Below are 16,695 nucleotides of genomic sequence, written 5' to 3' on the forward strand. Positions count from 1 at the left end.
TTTATTATTCATAACTTAATAGCAAATAAAGTATATAAAAACTCTTTATATTGATCTTCTGTAATTTCACGCTTAGTTTTTTCCCCATGAATAATTTCGGTTAAACTTGTATTCGTTAATGAAATATGGCCAGAGTTCGTCAACTTTACTGCAATTGGTCCTTTATTAAAAATAGACTTCTCATCTTCTATCACTCTTCTTTGAACATCATTTACTACTATCTCATCAATATTATGTTTATAAAAAGCATGACAAACTTTCCATTCTCCATCAGTATCTATTCTTTCTAAAACATAATTTCCTTTACTCGTAGCTTTTTGTCTCACCCGGTACGAACCATTTTTTGAAGAAACAGACTTACCAGTAAAAGGTACAGGAACAAGAGGTACTAACGAAGCTATACCTACATCAATTAAATACTGTACATTATCATAAGTTAAAATAATTGTTATATGGCCATCCTCAAGTGCCCATGCATTTATATCGTTTTTATAAACCGTACCTAATGCCAGTTGTACATCATAGCCACAGTCTCTTAAAAAATAGTAAAAAAGAGTGTTTAATTCGTAGCAAAGTCCACCACGGGAACTAGTTAAAATTTTCTCTCGCAAGTTTTCCGGAGAGATTTGATTCGTATTTCGTGCTATAACATCTAAATTCTCAAATGGTATAGTATGCGCAAACGAAAAGAGTATGGTAGGTAATTCTTCAATCGTTACATCATTACGTTTTTTAAGATTTAATCTTGTGAAAAGCTGATCTTGTAAACTTGTCATATTTAGCACCCCTTAAAAATTTATAAGTTAAAATAATATATGCTGATTGTAAATTTTAAGGGGCACTGTAACAATGTACATTTCATTTAACTGTACCGGTACAAAAATTACGATTCACGAGGTAAATTAATAGAAGGCGTCATTACAAATGTCTTTTCTGTAATTACTTCTTTTTGGGGCAAATCAAAAGCTACGAATATAAATTTAATAGTTTATCTATAGGCAAATTATTAATATCACTTAAATCAACAAAATATTGAAGTTGCCACGTTTGGCTCTTTTTAGCTTGATTGCTAACAGTGGTATCCCAAACAGGATAAATTCTCATTGCCATTTTCCCTGTTTGACTTGGTGTTCTCAATATTTTTTCTTTAAGAAGAATCTCTTTAGGGAAAATAAATTGCCCTAGTTTATTATCAGCAATACACGTGATTACTAATAAATCAGGAGCAGCTTCATAAGAGAAAGCTCTATTTCGCATATTTTCATCTTTCTCCCAAAAAGAAACAAATTGCCCAATTTTATTAGGAGTAACTTTTGATTTTCTAAAACGAATGGTTTTGTTATTTAAGTGGAATAAACATCCGGCATATTCTGCGTTTTGCTTTTCTTCTTTTAGATTCGTAATCATTAAGTTGTTAGGTTTGTAAACTATATTATTTAAATTTTGGATTATATTATTAAAATTGTTCAAAAAAACTCCCCCTTTATTCATCTCTTAGTTTACCACAAACATCAGTTCTTCTATATCGTATATAATTATGAACTAAGTGAAATGGGGGAATTTAGCAGGATATAATTATTACTTTAATGTACTTAGTTTTTCAATTGCTTGTTGTTCAGTTGCTAAGTAAAAAATGTCATTCCCTTTATTACATTCATAAATAAAATCCTTTAAGCTTTTACTAGTATACATAGAGAAATCTCCAACAATAGCAATCTTTGCCTTATAGTTTATAAACTTTTGAAGGATATCACCCGCAAGCCGTGTTTTTAGGTCAAAGAAATCTTCACTTATTAAAGATTTATGAATAATAATATGTTTCGCATCTACCTCATATTGAACTGTTGCCATAGTATCTAATGCAGACTGAACATCCGATATTAATACCTTATCATTTCTAATGACCGCAATATTGATTCCATCGATTACTATTTTCTTTATTTCCATAGTCCCACCCCTTTATAATTTACACAGTATAAGTAAAATTGTTTTACAAAACTTTGTATTAATCATAGATTAAATTAGCCACAGCTATTAAAATCGCCTCTATTTTTTATTACTAATACGGTCAATGAAATTAATGATAGTTTCTCTTTTTTATATTTTTGAATATATATGAGATTACTTTTACTTGTTATAAAAATATTGTGGAGTAACATAACTTAACAAACTATCCAAAGTGTTAATCTCGGCATACGGTTGTATTTTGGTAGTATTCTTGATCTTCTGAGGGTTAAACCACACACCTTTTATATTTACATTTTGAGGACCAGCAATATCCTTTTCTAAGTCATCACCAACAAATAAAGTATTTTCCGGCTGTAAATTTAGCTTATTTAATGCTAGTTCGAATATACGTTTATCAGGTTTACTAAATCCTACTTCTTCAGAAATAATGATTGTTTCAAAATACCTATTTAAATTCGTGTTAAATATTTTAGCTTTTTGCCTCTGAGTTGAGCCATTTGTTATAATTCCAACTTTAAAGTGCTTCTTTATTTGATTTAAGAAATGAATAGTATTATGGTCTATTGAAAAACATCTAGGGAAATTATTATTCCAAAAATCTTGGATGTAATTGCGTGGCAATCTATACTTCGGCGTGAATTCATCAAGCAATGATTCTAAAACTGTCGTTTTATTACTTATGCCATATTCTCTTTTATCGTATTCTTTGAATTTCTGTAACATGTTGCTTTTAGCCGCACCATCTACATTTTCATAACACTTTTCTAAAACAATTAAAAATAATGCCTCTACTGCTTTATCCCTATCAAGTAATGTATCATCTAAATCAAACAGCATCGCTTTATAACCCATCAAATCATTTCACAACCTTTCTAGCATTATAAAAATCTCTCCAAGTTTGTACCTTTAAACTTTTGGTTTAGCAAGAATATTGTTATGTAGTGATTAACGATTAAATAGAAACTAGATGAAAGAAATCCAAAGTTCTTGGCACACACTCTAACTCTAGTATTACGGTAGCTTCTTCTATATTGAAATTCCTTTTCCTCTTTTGGTAAAGAAGCAAAAGTATATTTTCGTAAATATTAATCGTACATCAATTCATACGATAAGTTTTTTTAAGCAATTATTTCTCCATAAAAAAGTAATATAGCTAATAATACTTTTTGATAGTAAACATCCTATGAAGTTTACTACTGTATCTCCACATAAACTCCAGATTGTACGGCTATAATGACTACCAGAGGTGATATTATGAAAAACTATCATATCCTCGTGGTTGAGGACGATCAAGAAATTCAGGAATTAATTAAACAATTTTTAATGACACAGCATTATACAGTGGTAGTCGCTTCAGATGGACTAGAGGGTATGACACAATTTAATAAGCAATCATTTGATTTAATTCTTCTAGATGTTATGATGCCCAATCTTAATGGGTTTGAAGTTTCTAAAATGATTCGAAGTCAGTCAAACGTACCAATTATTATGCTAACTGCGTTGGAAGAAGAGGAAGATCAAATGAAAGGATTCGATCTTGGGATCGATGATTATATAACAAAACCCTTTTCATTTCATGTTTTGATTAGACGAGTCGAAGCTGTACTTAGAAGAAGTTATGATAAAAATGTAAATAATCATTTGATATTTAAAGAAGTTCGTATCGATGTGGATGCATATAGAGTGTATGTAAATGACGTTGAAATTATATTAACGACAAAAGAGTTTGAAATTCTACAACTACTATTTCAAAATGAGAGAAAAGTACTTACAAGAGAAAATATCGTAGAGAAGGTTTGGGGCTACGATTATTTTGGAGAAACACGAATAATTGATACACATATTAAAAATCTACGTAAAAAATTAGCTATCCCTTATATTAAAACAATAAAGGGTATTGGTTATAAAATTGATGAATAGTATTGTGAAACTTATGAAGATGAAGCAAATCACTTATAAACTCTTTATGACTACATCTCTCATTTTGTTATCCTTTGCAGTATTGATTTATTTAACTTTATACTTCTTTCTCCCTACATTTTATGAGCAATATAAAACAGATCAACTTCAAATAGGGATAAACGAAATCATTGATAAGTCTAAAAATCTTACGTTTCAAGATGCGATACCACTTTTTGATGAATACGCAAAAAAAAATAATGCGATGCTTTACCTTCAAAATAAAGAAGGGGTAATTATTTACTCTCCTTCGTTTTCTTTTATTCAAAGTGGTACGCAAAAAACAGTAGTTACTAAAGCAACACGATTCGAGAATGCAAGTACCCTTAGCAATTCATATAACGTTACGAAACCAATTCAATTCCAAGATGGTAGTTTAACGCTTATAGTCTTTGCTACATTTCAACCGATTGATGAAGCTTCACAGGTTTTAGTACGCTTTCTCCCCTATATTAGTATCATTGTACTCGTAATTGGTATAGGGAGTGCTTATTTTTATTCCAGGTTTATTACAAAGCCACTTATTTATATTAATGAAGGTGCACAAAAGATGGCAAATTTAGATTTCTCCGAAAAAATTGAGGTTCGCTCTACAGATGAGTTAGGAGAATTGTCTAATAGTTTGAATGACATGTCTATTAACTTACAACAAGCTATGTTTGATTTAAAAAAAGCAAATGAACAATTAAAAAATGATATTGAAAAAGAAAGAGAAATAGAAACAAAACGCAGAGAGTTTTTTGCGATTGTAGCACATGAATTAAAGTCCCCTCTTACTGTAATGAAAGGCTACTTAGAAGGGATGATTTACAATATTGGCCCTTATCAAAATCGCGATCAATATTTAAAGAAAAATCATCAAATTATTGAAAGTATGGAACAATTAGTTCGTGAAATTTTAAGCGTATCGAAATTAGAACAACACACCTTCAAACTAAAAGTAGAGGAAGTTAATCCTTCAAAGTTAATAGGTACAATCACAAAAGATCTCGAATTTTTTGCTTCTCAAAAAAGCATCGAAATAATAAAAGAAATTGATTCTGATCTTTCTATTTATACAGATTGTGCTCTTTTAGAAAAAGCATGTAAAAATATTATTCACAATGCGGTTATGTATTCACCACATAATGAAAAAGTCTATATAAAGTTAAGCGAGAATTCTAAACAAGATCAAATCGAAATACAAATTACAAATACAGGTATCAATATTAAAGATGAAGATATACAACAAATTTTCAAACCATTTTATCGTATTGAAAAATCAAGGAATCGAAATACTGGAGGAAGTGGTTTGGGGCTATATATTGTTAAACAAATTCTTGAAACGCTAGATATAAAGTATTCAATAAAAAATATGGAACATAGTGTGCAATTTTGCATAAGGATTCCATTATCTAGACCAAAAACAAACAACCTCCCCTCTTAGTAGGACGAGTTTGTTTGTTTTTGTAGTAACTATAGACTTATCAGGAACTAATAGGCTGGCTTTTCGTTTTAAATGAAACGATATTCTTGTTTACGATTCTTTAATATACAATCATCATAGGCACTCTTCGCAGCCTGAATTTGCTCTTCTTTTGTATTTCGGTGTATTAAAGCATCCTCTACAATTGCAATTTGATTATCAAACATTTCGTGAAAATCTATTTCACAATCCATTGATTTTGTGTATCTGAGAAAGTAATTTTTCAGTTTCAAACCCAATGATATTAAAGTCATCGATTTATTGTATATTAAATAAAAAGTACAATCCTTTCCGATAATTATTCAGTAAGAGTTGTACCCTTGGTATAGATTTATCTGTAATTATTATGAATGGGTTGAAACAAATCCTCGTGGCTAGTTCGAACAACAGAAAAATTATCTACATTTAATTCTTGTTGTACATCAATAATACGCAAGGCATGTTTCAATATAAAAACTCCTTTATGTAACATATTTATGTTATCCATAGCTTTTCTCATTTTTATAATCATAATGTCGCCATCTAGTATTTTTAGAAACTATTTCACTATAAACTTAATAAGTAATATTGTTATAAACTAATAGGACAGACACTATTCGACAGGGCTCTAGGTCTTTTAACAAGTTCTCCTTGGCAATTAGGACATACATTGTTCATTAATTTTGTACACTCCTCACAAAATGTACATTCATGTGTACAAATAAAGGCTAATGATTGCGCCTCAATCTTCTTATTGCATTTCTCGCAATGTTTTCTCATCTCAAGTCCCATTTCAATTCCTCCAATAACATTATTTTCATGATATACTTAAAATTATAAATTTTAAATAATTTTGTTTAAATACAAATTATGAGTTATTTCATCTGGTAAACTTAAAAATTTAATTTATTATACGTATTTTACATTAAATAAAAAGGAGTTATTGAGAATGGATCACATTGACCAAAAAATTATATATATACTGCAAGAAGATGGACGGGTATCTATGACTGAGCTCGGAAAAATGGTTAACTTATCGACACCTGCTGTAAAAGAAAGAGTTAAAAAGTTAGAAGATAAAAGTATAATTACCGCCTATAGGGCAGTTATAAACCCAGAAAAGTTGAATAAGAATGTAACGGCTTTTGTATTGTTTGAATCAAAAAAATGTAAGCAATTCAGGGATTTTTGCAAAGAAAATCCCATGGTTTTTGAGTGCCACAGATTAGCTGGACAATATAGTTATTTGGTGAAAATAATCACTGAATCCGTGCATCAGTTAGAAGAATTTATCGATGATTCTATGGAGTTCGGCTATCCATCAACTTTAATTAACTTATCATCACCAGTTCAATATAGAAGTATTTCTTAATTTGGGATTTCAAGGATTTTTACGTCATGCTGCATATAGCAATTGAACTAACATAAAAAAATATAACGGACAAAACAGGCTATTCTTTCTATACAATAATAGGAAAGAATAGCTTTTTCAATAAATTGAGACCACGCTAAAGAATAATAAGTGTTCACATTTTGAATGTAGTAAATACATTTATGACACTATCCGATTTTGATGTTTTAATATGGTAATGCTTCATCCCTCTTGCTTTTTTATGCTATAAAATATGGTTGTGTTTCACTCTCCAAAGGGTTGAATCCTAGTTTTCAAGAGAGAAAAACGGATGAACTTTAATCCCCTTCTTCTAGTTTGCTACGATGAAATCTAGGTGTGTTTTCCACGCTAAAAAATTGATGCAGCCTCAGAAAGCCCTAACGGGATAGTTTCTTGTCTTTATTAAGTTCATTCTACTTGTTTCATTTGTGTTTCGTATTGAATATATAGTTACTAGAATGAACTGGAATAGATCTAATAAAACATAATAATATTTAAAAAACTTATCTTTTTGTCATAAACAAGTTTTATTATTTTGATGATGAAGTAGTCCCTTCATTTAGCGGATGCAGAACATTCGACTTGAACCTTCCTATATATGTGAAACAATATTTATAGCTCACCTACGGAAGTAAGCATAATTTTTGATTTCAATTTCAAACTTTCAGATTAATTTGGAATTCTTTTATGATAAGCTATATGTAAAGATTAAACATAAAACATAAAGGATGATTCGTATGCAAATAAGACCAAAGGTAAGTGAATATAACTCCTATTATGCAACGTATACCAACTTGGTATCAGACGGAAATATCATACATATTCTAGAACAACAAATGAAGGAAACGAATCTTTTGTTACAGGGAATTTCTAATAGTGAGGGACTTTTCCGGTATGCTCCTACTAAATGGAGTATAAAAGAAGTAATCGGTCATATAGCAGATACAGAACGGATTATGGCGTATCGATTGTTATCAATCGCTCGAGGCGAGACAGCAGAACTTCCAGGCTATAATGATGATATGTATGTTCTTAGAGCTGCTTTTGATAAGCAATCTATGCAAGATCTTCTTGAGAATTTAATAGTTGTTCGCCAATCTACCCTGTATTTACTTAGAAGCTTAGATAAAGAAGCTTGGTCACAAAGAGGAAATGCGAATAATTCTGAAGTTACAGTTCGTGCATTAGCATACATCATTGCTGGTCATGAGCTTCATCATCTTCAAATTATAAAAGAACGTTACCTTGGTTCTGATGTATATCCAGCAACTTAATATTTGAAGAAAAAGATTCCTATTTATGTAGGGCTCTTTTTCAGAATTTATAACGGATTAGCGCTTAGAACCATGGCAATTAAATGTCTTTATTTATAAAATTCACCACATAATATATATGTTATCCCCTCTTATTCTGTACATAATTTTCTTTAGGCTGATATACTATAAACACAATAGTTCTGGAAAGGTGATGATATTATGTATGAACAACAAAATAATAGAGATAGAGATCAAAAAATGATGTTTTCTATGCAAGGAGTTCCCACAAATAAAATTAACATGAATCAATTACCTAAATGGATTAGAATTTTTGGCTATTGCGCGTTTGGTTGGATGATAGTATTTAGTTTAATTATGATTGTAGGTTTAATTCTGCAATAACTATACAGATACATAGGGAAACGGGACAGCATTTAGATCATACATCTAGGTAATGTCCCGTTTTTTATGTGTAATTATCCCATGATATAGGTAACCAATTATAATAAAAAGAACTTGTAGGATATTCTACAAGTTCTTTTTCAAATATTATTAAAACGGGAACGACAAACTATTTTAACATTCAGTACAGGGAGACCATTTTGATTATGGCTTGATTTTATTATAAATCAAATATAAGCTTTTGAAAGGTCTAGTTTTTGAAAAATATGTGAATTAAACAGCTACGATGTTTATATTAGATTTCATTTATGACTAACTTCTTCTTACTTAAATACACTGCACGATCTGATTTTTTAGCAACCTCCTGTGAGTGCGTCACAACAATAATGCATTTATTCTCTTTATGTGCAAGTTCTTGAAACAGTTCTATTATATCCATTGCGGTTTCCTCGTCGAGGTTTCCTGTCGGCTCATCTGCAATTAGTAAATCAACATTACAAGATAGTGCTCGAGCAATTGCTACACGCTGTTGCTGTCCACCGCTTAGTTGCAATACGTTTCGTTTCGCTTCAAGTTCTGTGAGTCCTACCCTCTCTAATAATTCTAATGCTCTTGCTGTTTTATTTTGTACTTTAACACCTGTAATTTCCATTGCTGTTAAGACATTTTGAAGAGCGGTCATATAGGTAATTAAGTTATAAGATTGGAAAATTACAGATACATTTTGATTACGGTATCGATCCAAACCAATTTTTCTAATATCTTTGCCATTATACAGTACATAACCATTTTTAGGGACATCCAGTCCACAACCTAAGCTCAGAGTTGTGGTTTTACCAGATCCAGATGGTCCTAAAATCGTGTAGAAATGTCCTTTTTGAAAAGAAAAGTTAACATTATCTAGTATCGCTACATTTTTCCCATTACTTTCATAATAATAATCCAAATTTTTAAACTGTAAAATCGTCTCCATATCGAGCCTCCTCATTCATCTTTTAAAAGAATTTGTTTTGGGTTTAAACGTAGAATAGATAATGCCGGAAGAAGCGTTGCTATTATAGCAATAGCTAGTCCAATTCCAACCATTTTTCCTACATCTTCTCCTGTTACACTTACATCAATTTTATCAATTGGATCTTCTTTTTGATTTTGTAGAGTACCACCAGGTCCAGCCATCATTACAGTACCATGTTGCGAGGTATCTGTTTCTTCGCTCGCAGTAGCAATTTCATTCGAAAGTAAATTATCCCCGATATATTGAGAAACTTTAGCTCCTGTTGTTATGGATAATCCAAATGCTAAAATAGCGACACAGACCACTTCTACTACGAATTGCGCCATCAGTTTCCACTTTTTTTCTCCAATAGACAATAGAATTCCCATTTCTTTACGACGCCCTTTAATTGATAGCATAATGATTAATCCTAAAATGATCGCACCTGCAATTGATACAATATAAATAATCATTTGAGAAGTCGAAGAGATATTTTCGATAGGACCAATCATTTGCTTGTACAATGAATCATGCGCATCTAATTTATAATAATTAAAATCAATATTAGATTTTTTTGCTTCTTTTTTAAATGCATCAATATATTGTGGATCATTCAAGAAATACACGACTTGAACACTACTTATACCTTGGTCTACTTCTAATTTTTTCATAGTTGAATGCGGCATATATAGTTTATTAGCCGGATCCATTATAGGAGGAACCTGTTGAACCATTGCTTGCTCATTTGTTTCGTAAATACCAATAATTTCAACCTCAAGGGTTTCCTTCTTATCCCCTGATTGCACTTTAACTTTGTCTCCTACTTTGAAATTGTTTAATTCCGCTAATCGTTTTTCCATTAAAGCTACATTCTGATCCTTCATTTGCTCTGTAATTGGTTTTCCATCAATGATTTTACTTTTTCCGTTTTTAAAGCTTTCTTGTAATGCAGTCTTGCGAACTCCCTCAATCATAAAAGAAGCATTCATATCTATTTCTGTACCAGAGCTTGAACCGCCTCGCACAGCCGCCATTCCGGCTTTACCTTTACCTTCTTCTTCTCCTTCTGAAGCTCCTACTAGTTTAAGTCCATCAGAAATACCGAAAGTGTTAGCTATGTAATTATAGTCTTTTACATACTTGGACTTCGCTAATTGTTCTGTTTCTTTTGTATCAAGCTGCGGGGGATTTGGCATTTCTCCAGTTTCCTTAGCTTTTTGACCTAATTTGTCGAAATCAAGACCTAAAGTAACATCTGCACCAAGTTTTTTTCTCGCAGCATCCGCTGCTTTTTTTGATGCATTTTGGATTGTAAAACCTGAAAGAACCAAATTTGTAACAATCAGAAAAACTGCCATCAAAATTAATGATGTTCCTATCCTTTTTTTCATACTGAGAATTGCTCGTTTCATAAAATTCATTTTTTCTTACCTCCTTGATAACTTGTATTCTATATAGGTTATCTAGAGTTTATATGGAGCTAATCGGTAGTTTAACTAGAGATACAAGGAGTTTATGTGTAGTTATTTACCTGTTCCAAAAAAGCTAGAACACAAATTCAAAAACTCAGTCGTTTTTTAATTTCGGTAAGGAGTTATTCCGTTTAATAAATTATAAGGTTAAGATTAATTTAATATATGTAGCACAAAAAATATTTACTGTGTAATTTCTATACAATAAATATAGAGAAACCTATTTGGATATCTATAATAGGGATTTTAATATAGTTACTGTATCTCATACAAATCACGTCGCTTTAAAAGGTGCATCTTTTAATACGAAAATAAGCAAGTTAATATTCTCTTATATGAATAAGAATATTAACTTACTTTTTAGATTTTAGTATAATTTATTTATAGTTTTATTTTATTGCAAGCTTTATAATATGATATACAAATTTATCACCTACTATTAGGAAAAGAGCATATTTTATAATTAATTTACAACATAAATTTTGTCCAGGTTTTAAACAATATGTATTTTGGAGGAGGTTAATTTGATTTTTTCAAAACTCATTGATCGGTACGCCTTATATGATTTACACAAAAAAAGAAGTGTAGCGTTTCAGTATACTTCCCTATCTAACACTTCATTAAATATAAAGGACATAGAATCTTTTTATAAAGTAAAACCATCCTATATTCATTTTGACATTAAGCATTCAAAACAGGAAAAGGAATACATGGTTGGGCAATTCAAATATAAAAGCTCGGTTCAATCCGGTGATTCACGCAACGACTCTGTAACTGGGGAATTATTCTTACATAAAAATAAAAATGCACCTCATGTTATCTTTGTTCACGGTTGGAGAATGGATTCTAACGAACGTGTGAAAAAAATATTCCACGATCATATGACCAGCCTGAAGTGGAATATGTATTATTTCACTCTACCCTATCATTTTGAAAGAAAACCCGATCAATCCTTTTTCAGTGGAGAGTATATGGTAAGTGCAAATATTGAACGAACAGTACAAGCAACTAGACAAGCGGTAGCTGATTTACGAGCTTTGATTAAATGGATTAAAGCAAATAAAAATGGTCCCCTGATTCTAATAGGAATTAGTTTAGGTGGATTTATTACTAACTTAACCTCTCTTGTTGAAGAAGAAATTGATGTGTTAGCATCCATTTTCTATGCAAATCGACTCTCTTATTCAATTTGGAATACAACTCCAGGTAAATTTATTAGAGAAGACTTGGAACATCATGGTGTAACGTATGATAATTTAATAGATTATTGGAAAATCACTGAACCGAGTCAAGCATTACCAAAAGTAAAAAAAGAAAATATTTTATTAATTTCAGGTAAACACGATTTATATGTGCACTCTGAGGATACGGACTATTTGTGGGAATCTTGGGAAAGACCTACGCGATATATTTATACATGTGGGCATGCCGGGATTGTTCTTAAACGTAAAAAAATTGCCGCTGATACTATTAATTTTATTCAGAATCGATTGAATTCCCCACATTTATCCAATGACAGGCCTTAAATTGTGAGATTACTAAGTAGGGGTAGTACCAACATTCGTACACTAAGATTCTTTCAACATAAAGATTGTTGATAACTTGTACGTGTCAGTAATGCTGGTGTTACTTTAAATACAAAGAGCATGTTTAAAAAAATGATAATAACATGCTCTAAACTTATCTATTTATTTCTTACAGATATCTATAGATAATATTGAAACATCCCATGTATTAAAAAGTGTTCCCTGCAGTGCATTTATGTATCGATCTGCTGACTTCTGAACAGCAAGGTCCACATGCTTTGACACGACTCGATGAAAAGCATTATAAATACGGTTGAATGGTAGCCCTTTTACTATATCCGTCAGCTATTTTACTTTACTAGCAGTGGATGTAGATAACTGTACATGAAACTCACTCACTGACAGTTGGCAATCACTTGAAAAATATCACCTGTTAGCAAAATGCCTTAATATAATTTCCAACTTTCCAGTGTAAAACAGTTCTTCCTTTAAAATGACCTCCAAGACGATTTAATGTAATGCCATTTGATTAATTCAAAAGACTCACATACTTGTATACTCAAAATCCCTTTGATTTGTTTTTTGATGGTAAAACATGTTTCTCTACTCTTCCATATAGAGTAAGCAACTTGTTGATAAAAGAAAATTTCGGTATAAACCAATACGAAAATAACGCTGAAACACATCCTATTAAAGCCCCTATTACTACATCAAAAGGATAATGAACTCCTACCCAAATACGAGAGATTGCCACACAAAATGCAAGTATAAGCCATAACCATCCAGTCTTCTTACGAACAAGCAAAAATGAAAAACAAATCGAAAAAAAGAGAATCGTATGGTCGCTAGGAAATGAATTATCTATAGCATGATTGACAAGTTTATTAACATCAGGCAATACTGCAAATGGTTGATAATTCAAATGAAATTTCCCTGCTATTTTCCCGATTACCTCAGCAATTACAAAAGCAACCATCGCTTGAATAACCATCATCCTACTTTTTCTGGACCCAGTAAACCAATAAGCTAAAACAATAAAAGCTAAAATATATACCATATATTCTGCCAAAAATACCATGGCTGAGTTTAGGAATGAATATTGTTTACCTAAATCATTAATTGCTCGAAAAATATCAATATTGAATTGAGAAAAAGACATTTCAAATCCCTCCTTTTTAGTAAGGTGTTTTACTGATTTCCATATACTTTCATTACATAAATAGTTTTGGTTATTGTATCTATCTAAAAATATCAACCTCTTATGACATCACTTTCTTCTTTTTCACTTTAATAAAAAAAGAAAAAGGAAAACATCGAACTTTCTTACAAACATTCATGCATTCTTACAGTTTTGTCATTTTCTTGTCATTTTGTAAATAGGTTCATCGTCTTGCCTTTTGCTATTTTCAAGAACTCTTATATCTACAATTATGGAAACCCTAATTTCACATTAAAAAGAGAAGAACCTTAGTGAGTTCTTCTCTTTTTGTTTATTAAATTGTAATATAATTACAGTATGTGAAATTATATTATTTTAACTTTAAAACAAATGAACTTAATGCAGGAACTTTAATTTTATTGTCATGGACAACATATAGTGGTTTACTTCCCGCCTGCTTCCCGTCTACTAGTACTTTCCAAGGCCCTTTCGATGGAAGTGTTATTTCAACCGCTTCTCTATTTGCATTATGAGCCACCGTAAAGTATTCATTTTTATTCCCCTCTATTGTATAAGCTAACGTATTTTTCGGGGCACCTATAAATGAAACTTGTGTTTTTATTTGCTCTGCAGATGTCATTCGAAAAGCTGAGTACTTTTTGCGTAATTCTATTAAACCCTTCATATAATCTACTTCATTATTAAACGTTGCACGGCGCAGCCAATCCATCTGGTTAATTGAATCTGGAGATTTGTAACTATTATGATCACCGTATTTCGTCCGCATAAACTCTTGCCCTGCATGTAAAAATGGAATTCCTTGTGATGTTAATAAAATTGAAGAAGACAATTTGTGCATTTGTTTTCGCACTTCATCGTTGTCACCTGGATTAGTTAACTCAAGTTTATCCCATAATGTATGATTGTCATGTGCTTCCACATAAGTTAATACCTGCTCTGGATCTTGATAGGTAGACAAATTGGTATCATAGTCAATACCTGCTGTAATGCCTTTTTTAATACGATCTTCCATGTTTTGCTTTCCATTTACAAAACCATTTTCTTTCTCCTCAAATACACTACCTTTCAATCCATCACGTATATTATCGTTAAAATGAGCAATCCCTTTCATTTTCTCCGCATTTTTTTGATTTGCTTTCAACTCAGCTGCAAGAGGTGTATTTAAATCCCAGCCTTCTCCATGCAGTATAATAGAAGGGTCAATTTGATTAACAGCTTTACGTATTTCATTCATCGTTTCATAATCATGAATACCCATTAAATCAAAACGGAATCCATCTAAATTGTATTCTTTTGCCCAGTATGCTACAGAATCGATCATAAACTTCCTCATCATTTTTCTTTCTGAAGCAGTATCATTTCCTACACCGGTTCCATTTGCAAATGTTCCATCTTCATTGTAACGATAATAATAACCTGGAACTAACTTATGAAAATTAGATTCAGCAGCATTATACATATGGTTATATACTACATCCATCACCACACGAAGATTATTATCATGCAGTGTTTGAACCATTTGCTTTAATTCAGTTATTCGAACAGTCGGCTCATAAGGATTTGTAGAATAGGAGCCTTCTGGAACATTGAAATTTTTAGGATCATATCCCCAGTTATATTGCGGTTCATTTAAAGTCTCTTCATTTACTGAAGCATAATCAAATATCGGTAAAAACTGAACGTGAGTAACACCAAGATCCTTTATATGATCAAGTCCTGTTTTTACACCTTCTGGCCCTTTTGTTCCTTTTTCTGTTACACCTAAATATTTCCCTCTCTGTTTAATACCACTTTCAGGTTGGATGGAAAGATCGCGTACATGTAATTCATAAATAATAGCATCTTCTGGATTTTTAAATTTTGGCTTTTTGTTTGCTTTCCATTTTTTCGGATTTGTTTCTTCTAAATCAACAACCGCACCTTTATCTCCATTTACAGAAGCAGCACGTGCATACGGATCAACTGCTTCAGTCCACTTATCACCAATTTTGACCTTATACGTATAAAAGAGCCCTTTTTGGTTCCCCTTTAGTTCTGCTGTCCAAGTTCCCTTTTCACCTTGCTGCATGTTTATTTCAGTACCTATTTTATCGCTCCATTTTTTATATGTAACCAACTTCACTTCACTCGCAGTAGGAGCCCATACACGGAACTTTGTATATTGCGGAGTATATATATTTCCTAAATCGTTACCACTATAATAAAATAAATTATCAAATTCCTCGCTACGAATGATTTTACCAATTTCAGTATTCGTATCAGCTAAGTTTTCTATTTTAAGTTTGTATGTTTGTTTTAAATCAATTTTCTGTTCCGTAATTATTTTAACCTTATTAGTAATATCTCCACTGTTTATATCATAAGGACTAATATCCTTAATTTTAATGCCTTCAATTTCAATTTTCTTTTCCCTAATATTAAATGGGACATTAGTCGTTACAGTAATTTCATGGAAACTATCAATAGTTGCTTTTTGAATTGAGAGATCCGATGAAGGTTTAGAGTTATATACTTTTTCATCACCCGAAAGAATCCATACTTCAGCACGACCGTCCTTTATATTTTCAATCCAACGATCTCCACCATCTTTTTCCCATTCATTTGTTCGAACTATAAATCCTACACGATTATAGTCACCGTCTATTTTTATCTTAGCGTATTTTCCAAATTCATCTTCACCAGTAAATTCATAAGATGTACCATTTGCATTTTCACCCCATAACCAAAGATTCCAGTCTTTTGTATTTCCAAGCTTCTCTTTGTAATGAATGATAACTTCAGTTGTTTTCAAATTTGAAACTGCTCTCACACCCTGAAAGGAGAAAACAGATGATAACATAACGATTATGGTAAGTAATAAGAATGATTTGTTAATTAATCTTTTTGTAATTTGCACCACATACACCCTTTCTTCAAATATTACTAGCGATTTATTATGCTTACACTGAATAACACTTCTTAAATTAATCTAGAAATCTCTTTTAATTCACCTCCATATTGGCTATTTTCACGTATGTATTTCAATGACCTTTTAATACGAAAACGTTTGCATTAATAGTTAAAAAAATAGATTTGTGTATGCCCTCATATATTTGTAAATG

General features: G+C 31.4%; 16 protein-coding genes and 1 pseudogene. 6 read left to right on the forward strand and 11 right to left on the reverse strand.

Annotation, left to right across the window (positions count from 1 at the left end):
* Nucleotides 1-8: 8 nt before the first annotated feature.
* From H6481_RS22880 to H6481_RS22895, 4 genes are all read right to left on the reverse strand, one after another.
* Nucleotides 9-776 (reverse strand): arylamine N-acetyltransferase, encoded by a 768-nt coding sequence (locus tag H6481_RS22880; protein WP_000202752.1) that lies wholly within the window; start codon nucleotides 774-776, stop codon nucleotides 9-11.
* 190 nt (nucleotides 777-966) lie between these two features.
* Complete coding sequence (locus H6481_RS22885) at nucleotides 967-1,491, reverse strand: MepB family protein (RefSeq protein ID WP_080451150.1); 525 nt, start codon at nucleotides 1,489-1,491, stop codon at nucleotides 967-969.
* Between the two features lie 87 nt (nucleotides 1,492-1,578).
* Nucleotides 1,579-1,947, reverse strand: coding sequence for a DUF4180 domain-containing protein (locus H6481_RS22890; protein WP_182813288.1), 369 nt, complete (start codon nucleotides 1,945-1,947; stop codon nucleotides 1,579-1,581).
* A gap of 180 nt (nucleotides 1,948-2,127) precedes the next feature.
* Entirely contained in the window at nucleotides 2,128-2,820 is a 693-nt protein-coding gene (locus tag H6481_RS22895) for an HAD-IA family hydrolase (protein WP_142306886.1), read from the reverse strand.
* 402 nt (nucleotides 2,821-3,222) lie between these two features.
* Here H6481_RS22895 and H6481_RS22900 point away from each other — a divergent pair, with 402 nt between their 5' ends.
* Complete coding sequence (locus H6481_RS22900; RefSeq protein WP_000800727.1) at nucleotides 3,223-3,888, forward strand: response regulator transcription factor; 666 nt, start codon at nucleotides 3,223-3,225, stop codon at nucleotides 3,886-3,888.
* Nucleotides 3,881-5,353, forward strand: coding sequence for a HAMP domain-containing sensor histidine kinase (locus tag H6481_RS22905; RefSeq protein WP_001084882.1), 1,473 nt, complete (start codon nucleotides 3,881-3,883; stop codon nucleotides 5,351-5,353). Before H6481_RS22900 ends, H6481_RS22905 begins: the two co-directional genes overlap by 8 nt.
* Before the next feature lie 68 nt (nucleotides 5,354-5,421).
* Here the strand turns inward: H6481_RS22905 and H6481_RS22910 are convergent, their stop codons facing one another.
* Both H6481_RS22910 and H6481_RS22915 read right to left on the reverse strand, forming a co-directional pair.
* Nucleotides 5,422-5,559 (reverse strand): hypothetical protein, encoded by a 138-nt coding sequence (locus tag H6481_RS22910; RefSeq protein WP_003274441.1) that lies wholly within the window; start codon nucleotides 5,557-5,559, stop codon nucleotides 5,422-5,424.
* Nucleotides 5,560-5,962: 403 nt separating this feature from the next.
* Nucleotides 5,963-6,163: a DUF1272 domain-containing protein gene (locus H6481_RS22915; protein ID WP_000522150.1), complete on the reverse strand. Its 201-nt coding sequence runs from the start codon at nucleotides 6,161-6,163 to the stop codon at nucleotides 5,963-5,965.
* Nucleotides 6,164-6,320: 157 nt separating this feature from the next.
* On the opposite strand from H6481_RS22915, the gene H6481_RS22920 reads away from it, so the two are divergent.
* The 3 genes from H6481_RS22920 (at nucleotide 6,321) to H6481_RS22930 (ending at nucleotide 8,422) form a co-directional block, all read left to right on the forward strand.
* Nucleotides 6,321-6,743: an Lrp/AsnC family transcriptional regulator gene (locus H6481_RS22920; protein WP_000349584.1), complete on the forward strand. Its 423-nt coding sequence runs from the start codon at nucleotides 6,321-6,323 to the stop codon at nucleotides 6,741-6,743.
* 758 nt (nucleotides 6,744-7,501) lie between these two features.
* Entirely contained in the window at nucleotides 7,502-8,038 is a 537-nt protein-coding gene (locus tag H6481_RS22925; RefSeq protein WP_023522117.1) for a DinB family protein, read from the forward strand.
* 201 nt (nucleotides 8,039-8,239) lie between these two features.
* A complete protein-coding gene (locus tag H6481_RS22930; protein WP_000273238.1) occupies nucleotides 8,240-8,422 on the forward strand; it encodes a hypothetical protein in 183 nt (60 codons plus the stop codon).
* Between the two features lie 295 nt (nucleotides 8,423-8,717).
* Here the strand turns inward: H6481_RS22930 and H6481_RS22935 are convergent, their stop codons facing one another.
* Nucleotides 8,718-9,395, reverse strand: coding sequence for an ABC transporter ATP-binding protein (locus tag H6481_RS22935; protein WP_053564280.1), 678 nt, complete (start codon nucleotides 9,393-9,395; stop codon nucleotides 8,718-8,720).
* An 11-nt stretch (nucleotides 9,396-9,406) separates the two neighbouring features.
* On the reverse strand, nucleotides 9,407-10,837 hold the full coding sequence (locus H6481_RS22940) for an ABC transporter permease (protein WP_182813290.1): 1,431 nt from the start codon (nucleotides 10,835-10,837) through the stop codon (nucleotides 9,407-9,409).
* Nucleotides 10,838-11,412: 575 nt separating this feature from the next.
* On the opposite strand from H6481_RS22940, the gene H6481_RS22945 reads away from it, so the two are divergent.
* Nucleotides 11,413-12,414 carry an alpha/beta hydrolase family protein gene (locus H6481_RS22945; protein ID WP_182813292.1) on the forward strand — a complete coding sequence of 334 codons (1,002 nt, stop codon included), beginning with the start codon at nucleotides 11,413-11,415 and terminating at the stop codon, nucleotides 12,412-12,414.
* A 162-nt stretch (nucleotides 12,415-12,576) separates the two neighbouring features.
* On the opposite strand, the pseudogene H6481_RS28990 reads toward H6481_RS22945, so the two are convergent.
* The 3 genes and pseudogenes from H6481_RS28990 to pulA all read right to left on the reverse strand — a co-directional run.
* Nucleotides 12,577-12,943, reverse strand: a pseudogene (locus H6481_RS28990) (hypothetical protein); the annotation flags it as partial.
* A 30-nt stretch (nucleotides 12,944-12,973) separates the two neighbouring features.
* Complete coding sequence (locus H6481_RS22950) at nucleotides 12,974-13,573, reverse strand: undecaprenyl-diphosphatase (RefSeq protein WP_182813294.1); 600 nt, start codon at nucleotides 13,571-13,573, stop codon at nucleotides 12,974-12,976.
* Nucleotides 13,574-13,943: 370 nt separating this feature from the next.
* Nucleotides 13,944-16,490 carry a type I pullulanase gene (gene pulA / locus H6481_RS22955; protein WP_182813296.1) on the reverse strand — a complete coding sequence of 849 codons (2,547 nt, stop codon included), beginning with the start codon at nucleotides 16,488-16,490 and terminating at the stop codon, nucleotides 13,944-13,946.
* Nucleotides 16,491-16,695 lie beyond the last annotated feature (205 nt).

The sequence above is a fragment of the Bacillus sp. ME78 genome, assembly GCF_903970865.1.
GTDB lineage: Bacteria > Bacillota > Bacilli > Bacillales > Bacillaceae_G > Bacillus_A > Bacillus_A cereus.

What these genes read in the sequence shown, in the direction of transcription:
- H6481_RS22915 (WP_000522150.1), bottom strand. Translation starts at nt 6,163, where the DNA reads ATGGGACTTGAGATGAGAAAACATTGCGAGAAATGCAATAAGAAGATT.
- H6481_RS22935 (WP_053564280.1), bottom strand. Translation starts at nt 9,395, where the DNA reads ATGGAGACGATTTTACAGTTTAAAAATTTGGATTATTATTATGAAAGT.
- H6481_RS22930 (WP_000273238.1), top strand. Translation starts at nt 8,240, where the DNA reads ATGTATGAACAACAAAATAATAGAGATAGAGATCAAAAAATGATGTTT.
- H6481_RS22885 (WP_080451150.1), bottom strand. Translation starts at nt 1,491, where the DNA reads ATGAATAAAGGGGGAGTTTTTTTGAACAATTTTAATAATATAATCCAA.
- H6481_RS22940 (WP_182813290.1), bottom strand. Translation starts at nt 10,837, where the DNA reads ATGAATTTTATGAAACGAGCAATTCTCAGTATGAAAAAAAGGATAGGA.
- H6481_RS22900 (WP_000800727.1), top strand. Translation starts at nt 3,223, where the DNA reads ATGAAAAACTATCATATCCTCGTGGTTGAGGACGATCAAGAAATTCAG.
- H6481_RS22910 (WP_003274441.1), bottom strand. Translation starts at nt 5,559, where the DNA reads ATGTTTGATAATCAAATTGCAATTGTAGAGGATGCTTTAATACACCGA.
- H6481_RS22895 (WP_142306886.1), bottom strand. Translation starts at nt 2,820, where the DNA reads ATGGGTTATAAAGCGATGCTGTTTGATTTAGATGATACATTACTTGAT.
- H6481_RS22880 (WP_000202752.1), bottom strand. Translation starts at nt 776, where the DNA reads ATGACAAGTTTACAAGATCAGCTTTTCACAAGATTAAATCTTAAAAAA.
- H6481_RS22920 (WP_000349584.1), top strand. Translation starts at nt 6,321, where the DNA reads ATGGATCACATTGACCAAAAAATTATATATATACTGCAAGAAGATGGA.
- H6481_RS22890 (WP_182813288.1), bottom strand. Translation starts at nt 1,947, where the DNA reads ATGGAAATAAAGAAAATAGTAATCGATGGAATCAATATTGCGGTCATT.
- H6481_RS22905 (WP_001084882.1), top strand. Translation starts at nt 3,881, where the DNA reads ATGAATAGTATTGTGAAACTTATGAAGATGAAGCAAATCACTTATAAA.
- H6481_RS22950 (WP_182813294.1), bottom strand. Translation starts at nt 13,573, where the DNA reads ATGTCTTTTTCTCAATTCAATATTGATATTTTTCGAGCAATTAATGAT.
- H6481_RS22925 (WP_023522117.1), top strand. Translation starts at nt 7,502, where the DNA reads ATGCAAATAAGACCAAAGGTAAGTGAATATAACTCCTATTATGCAACG.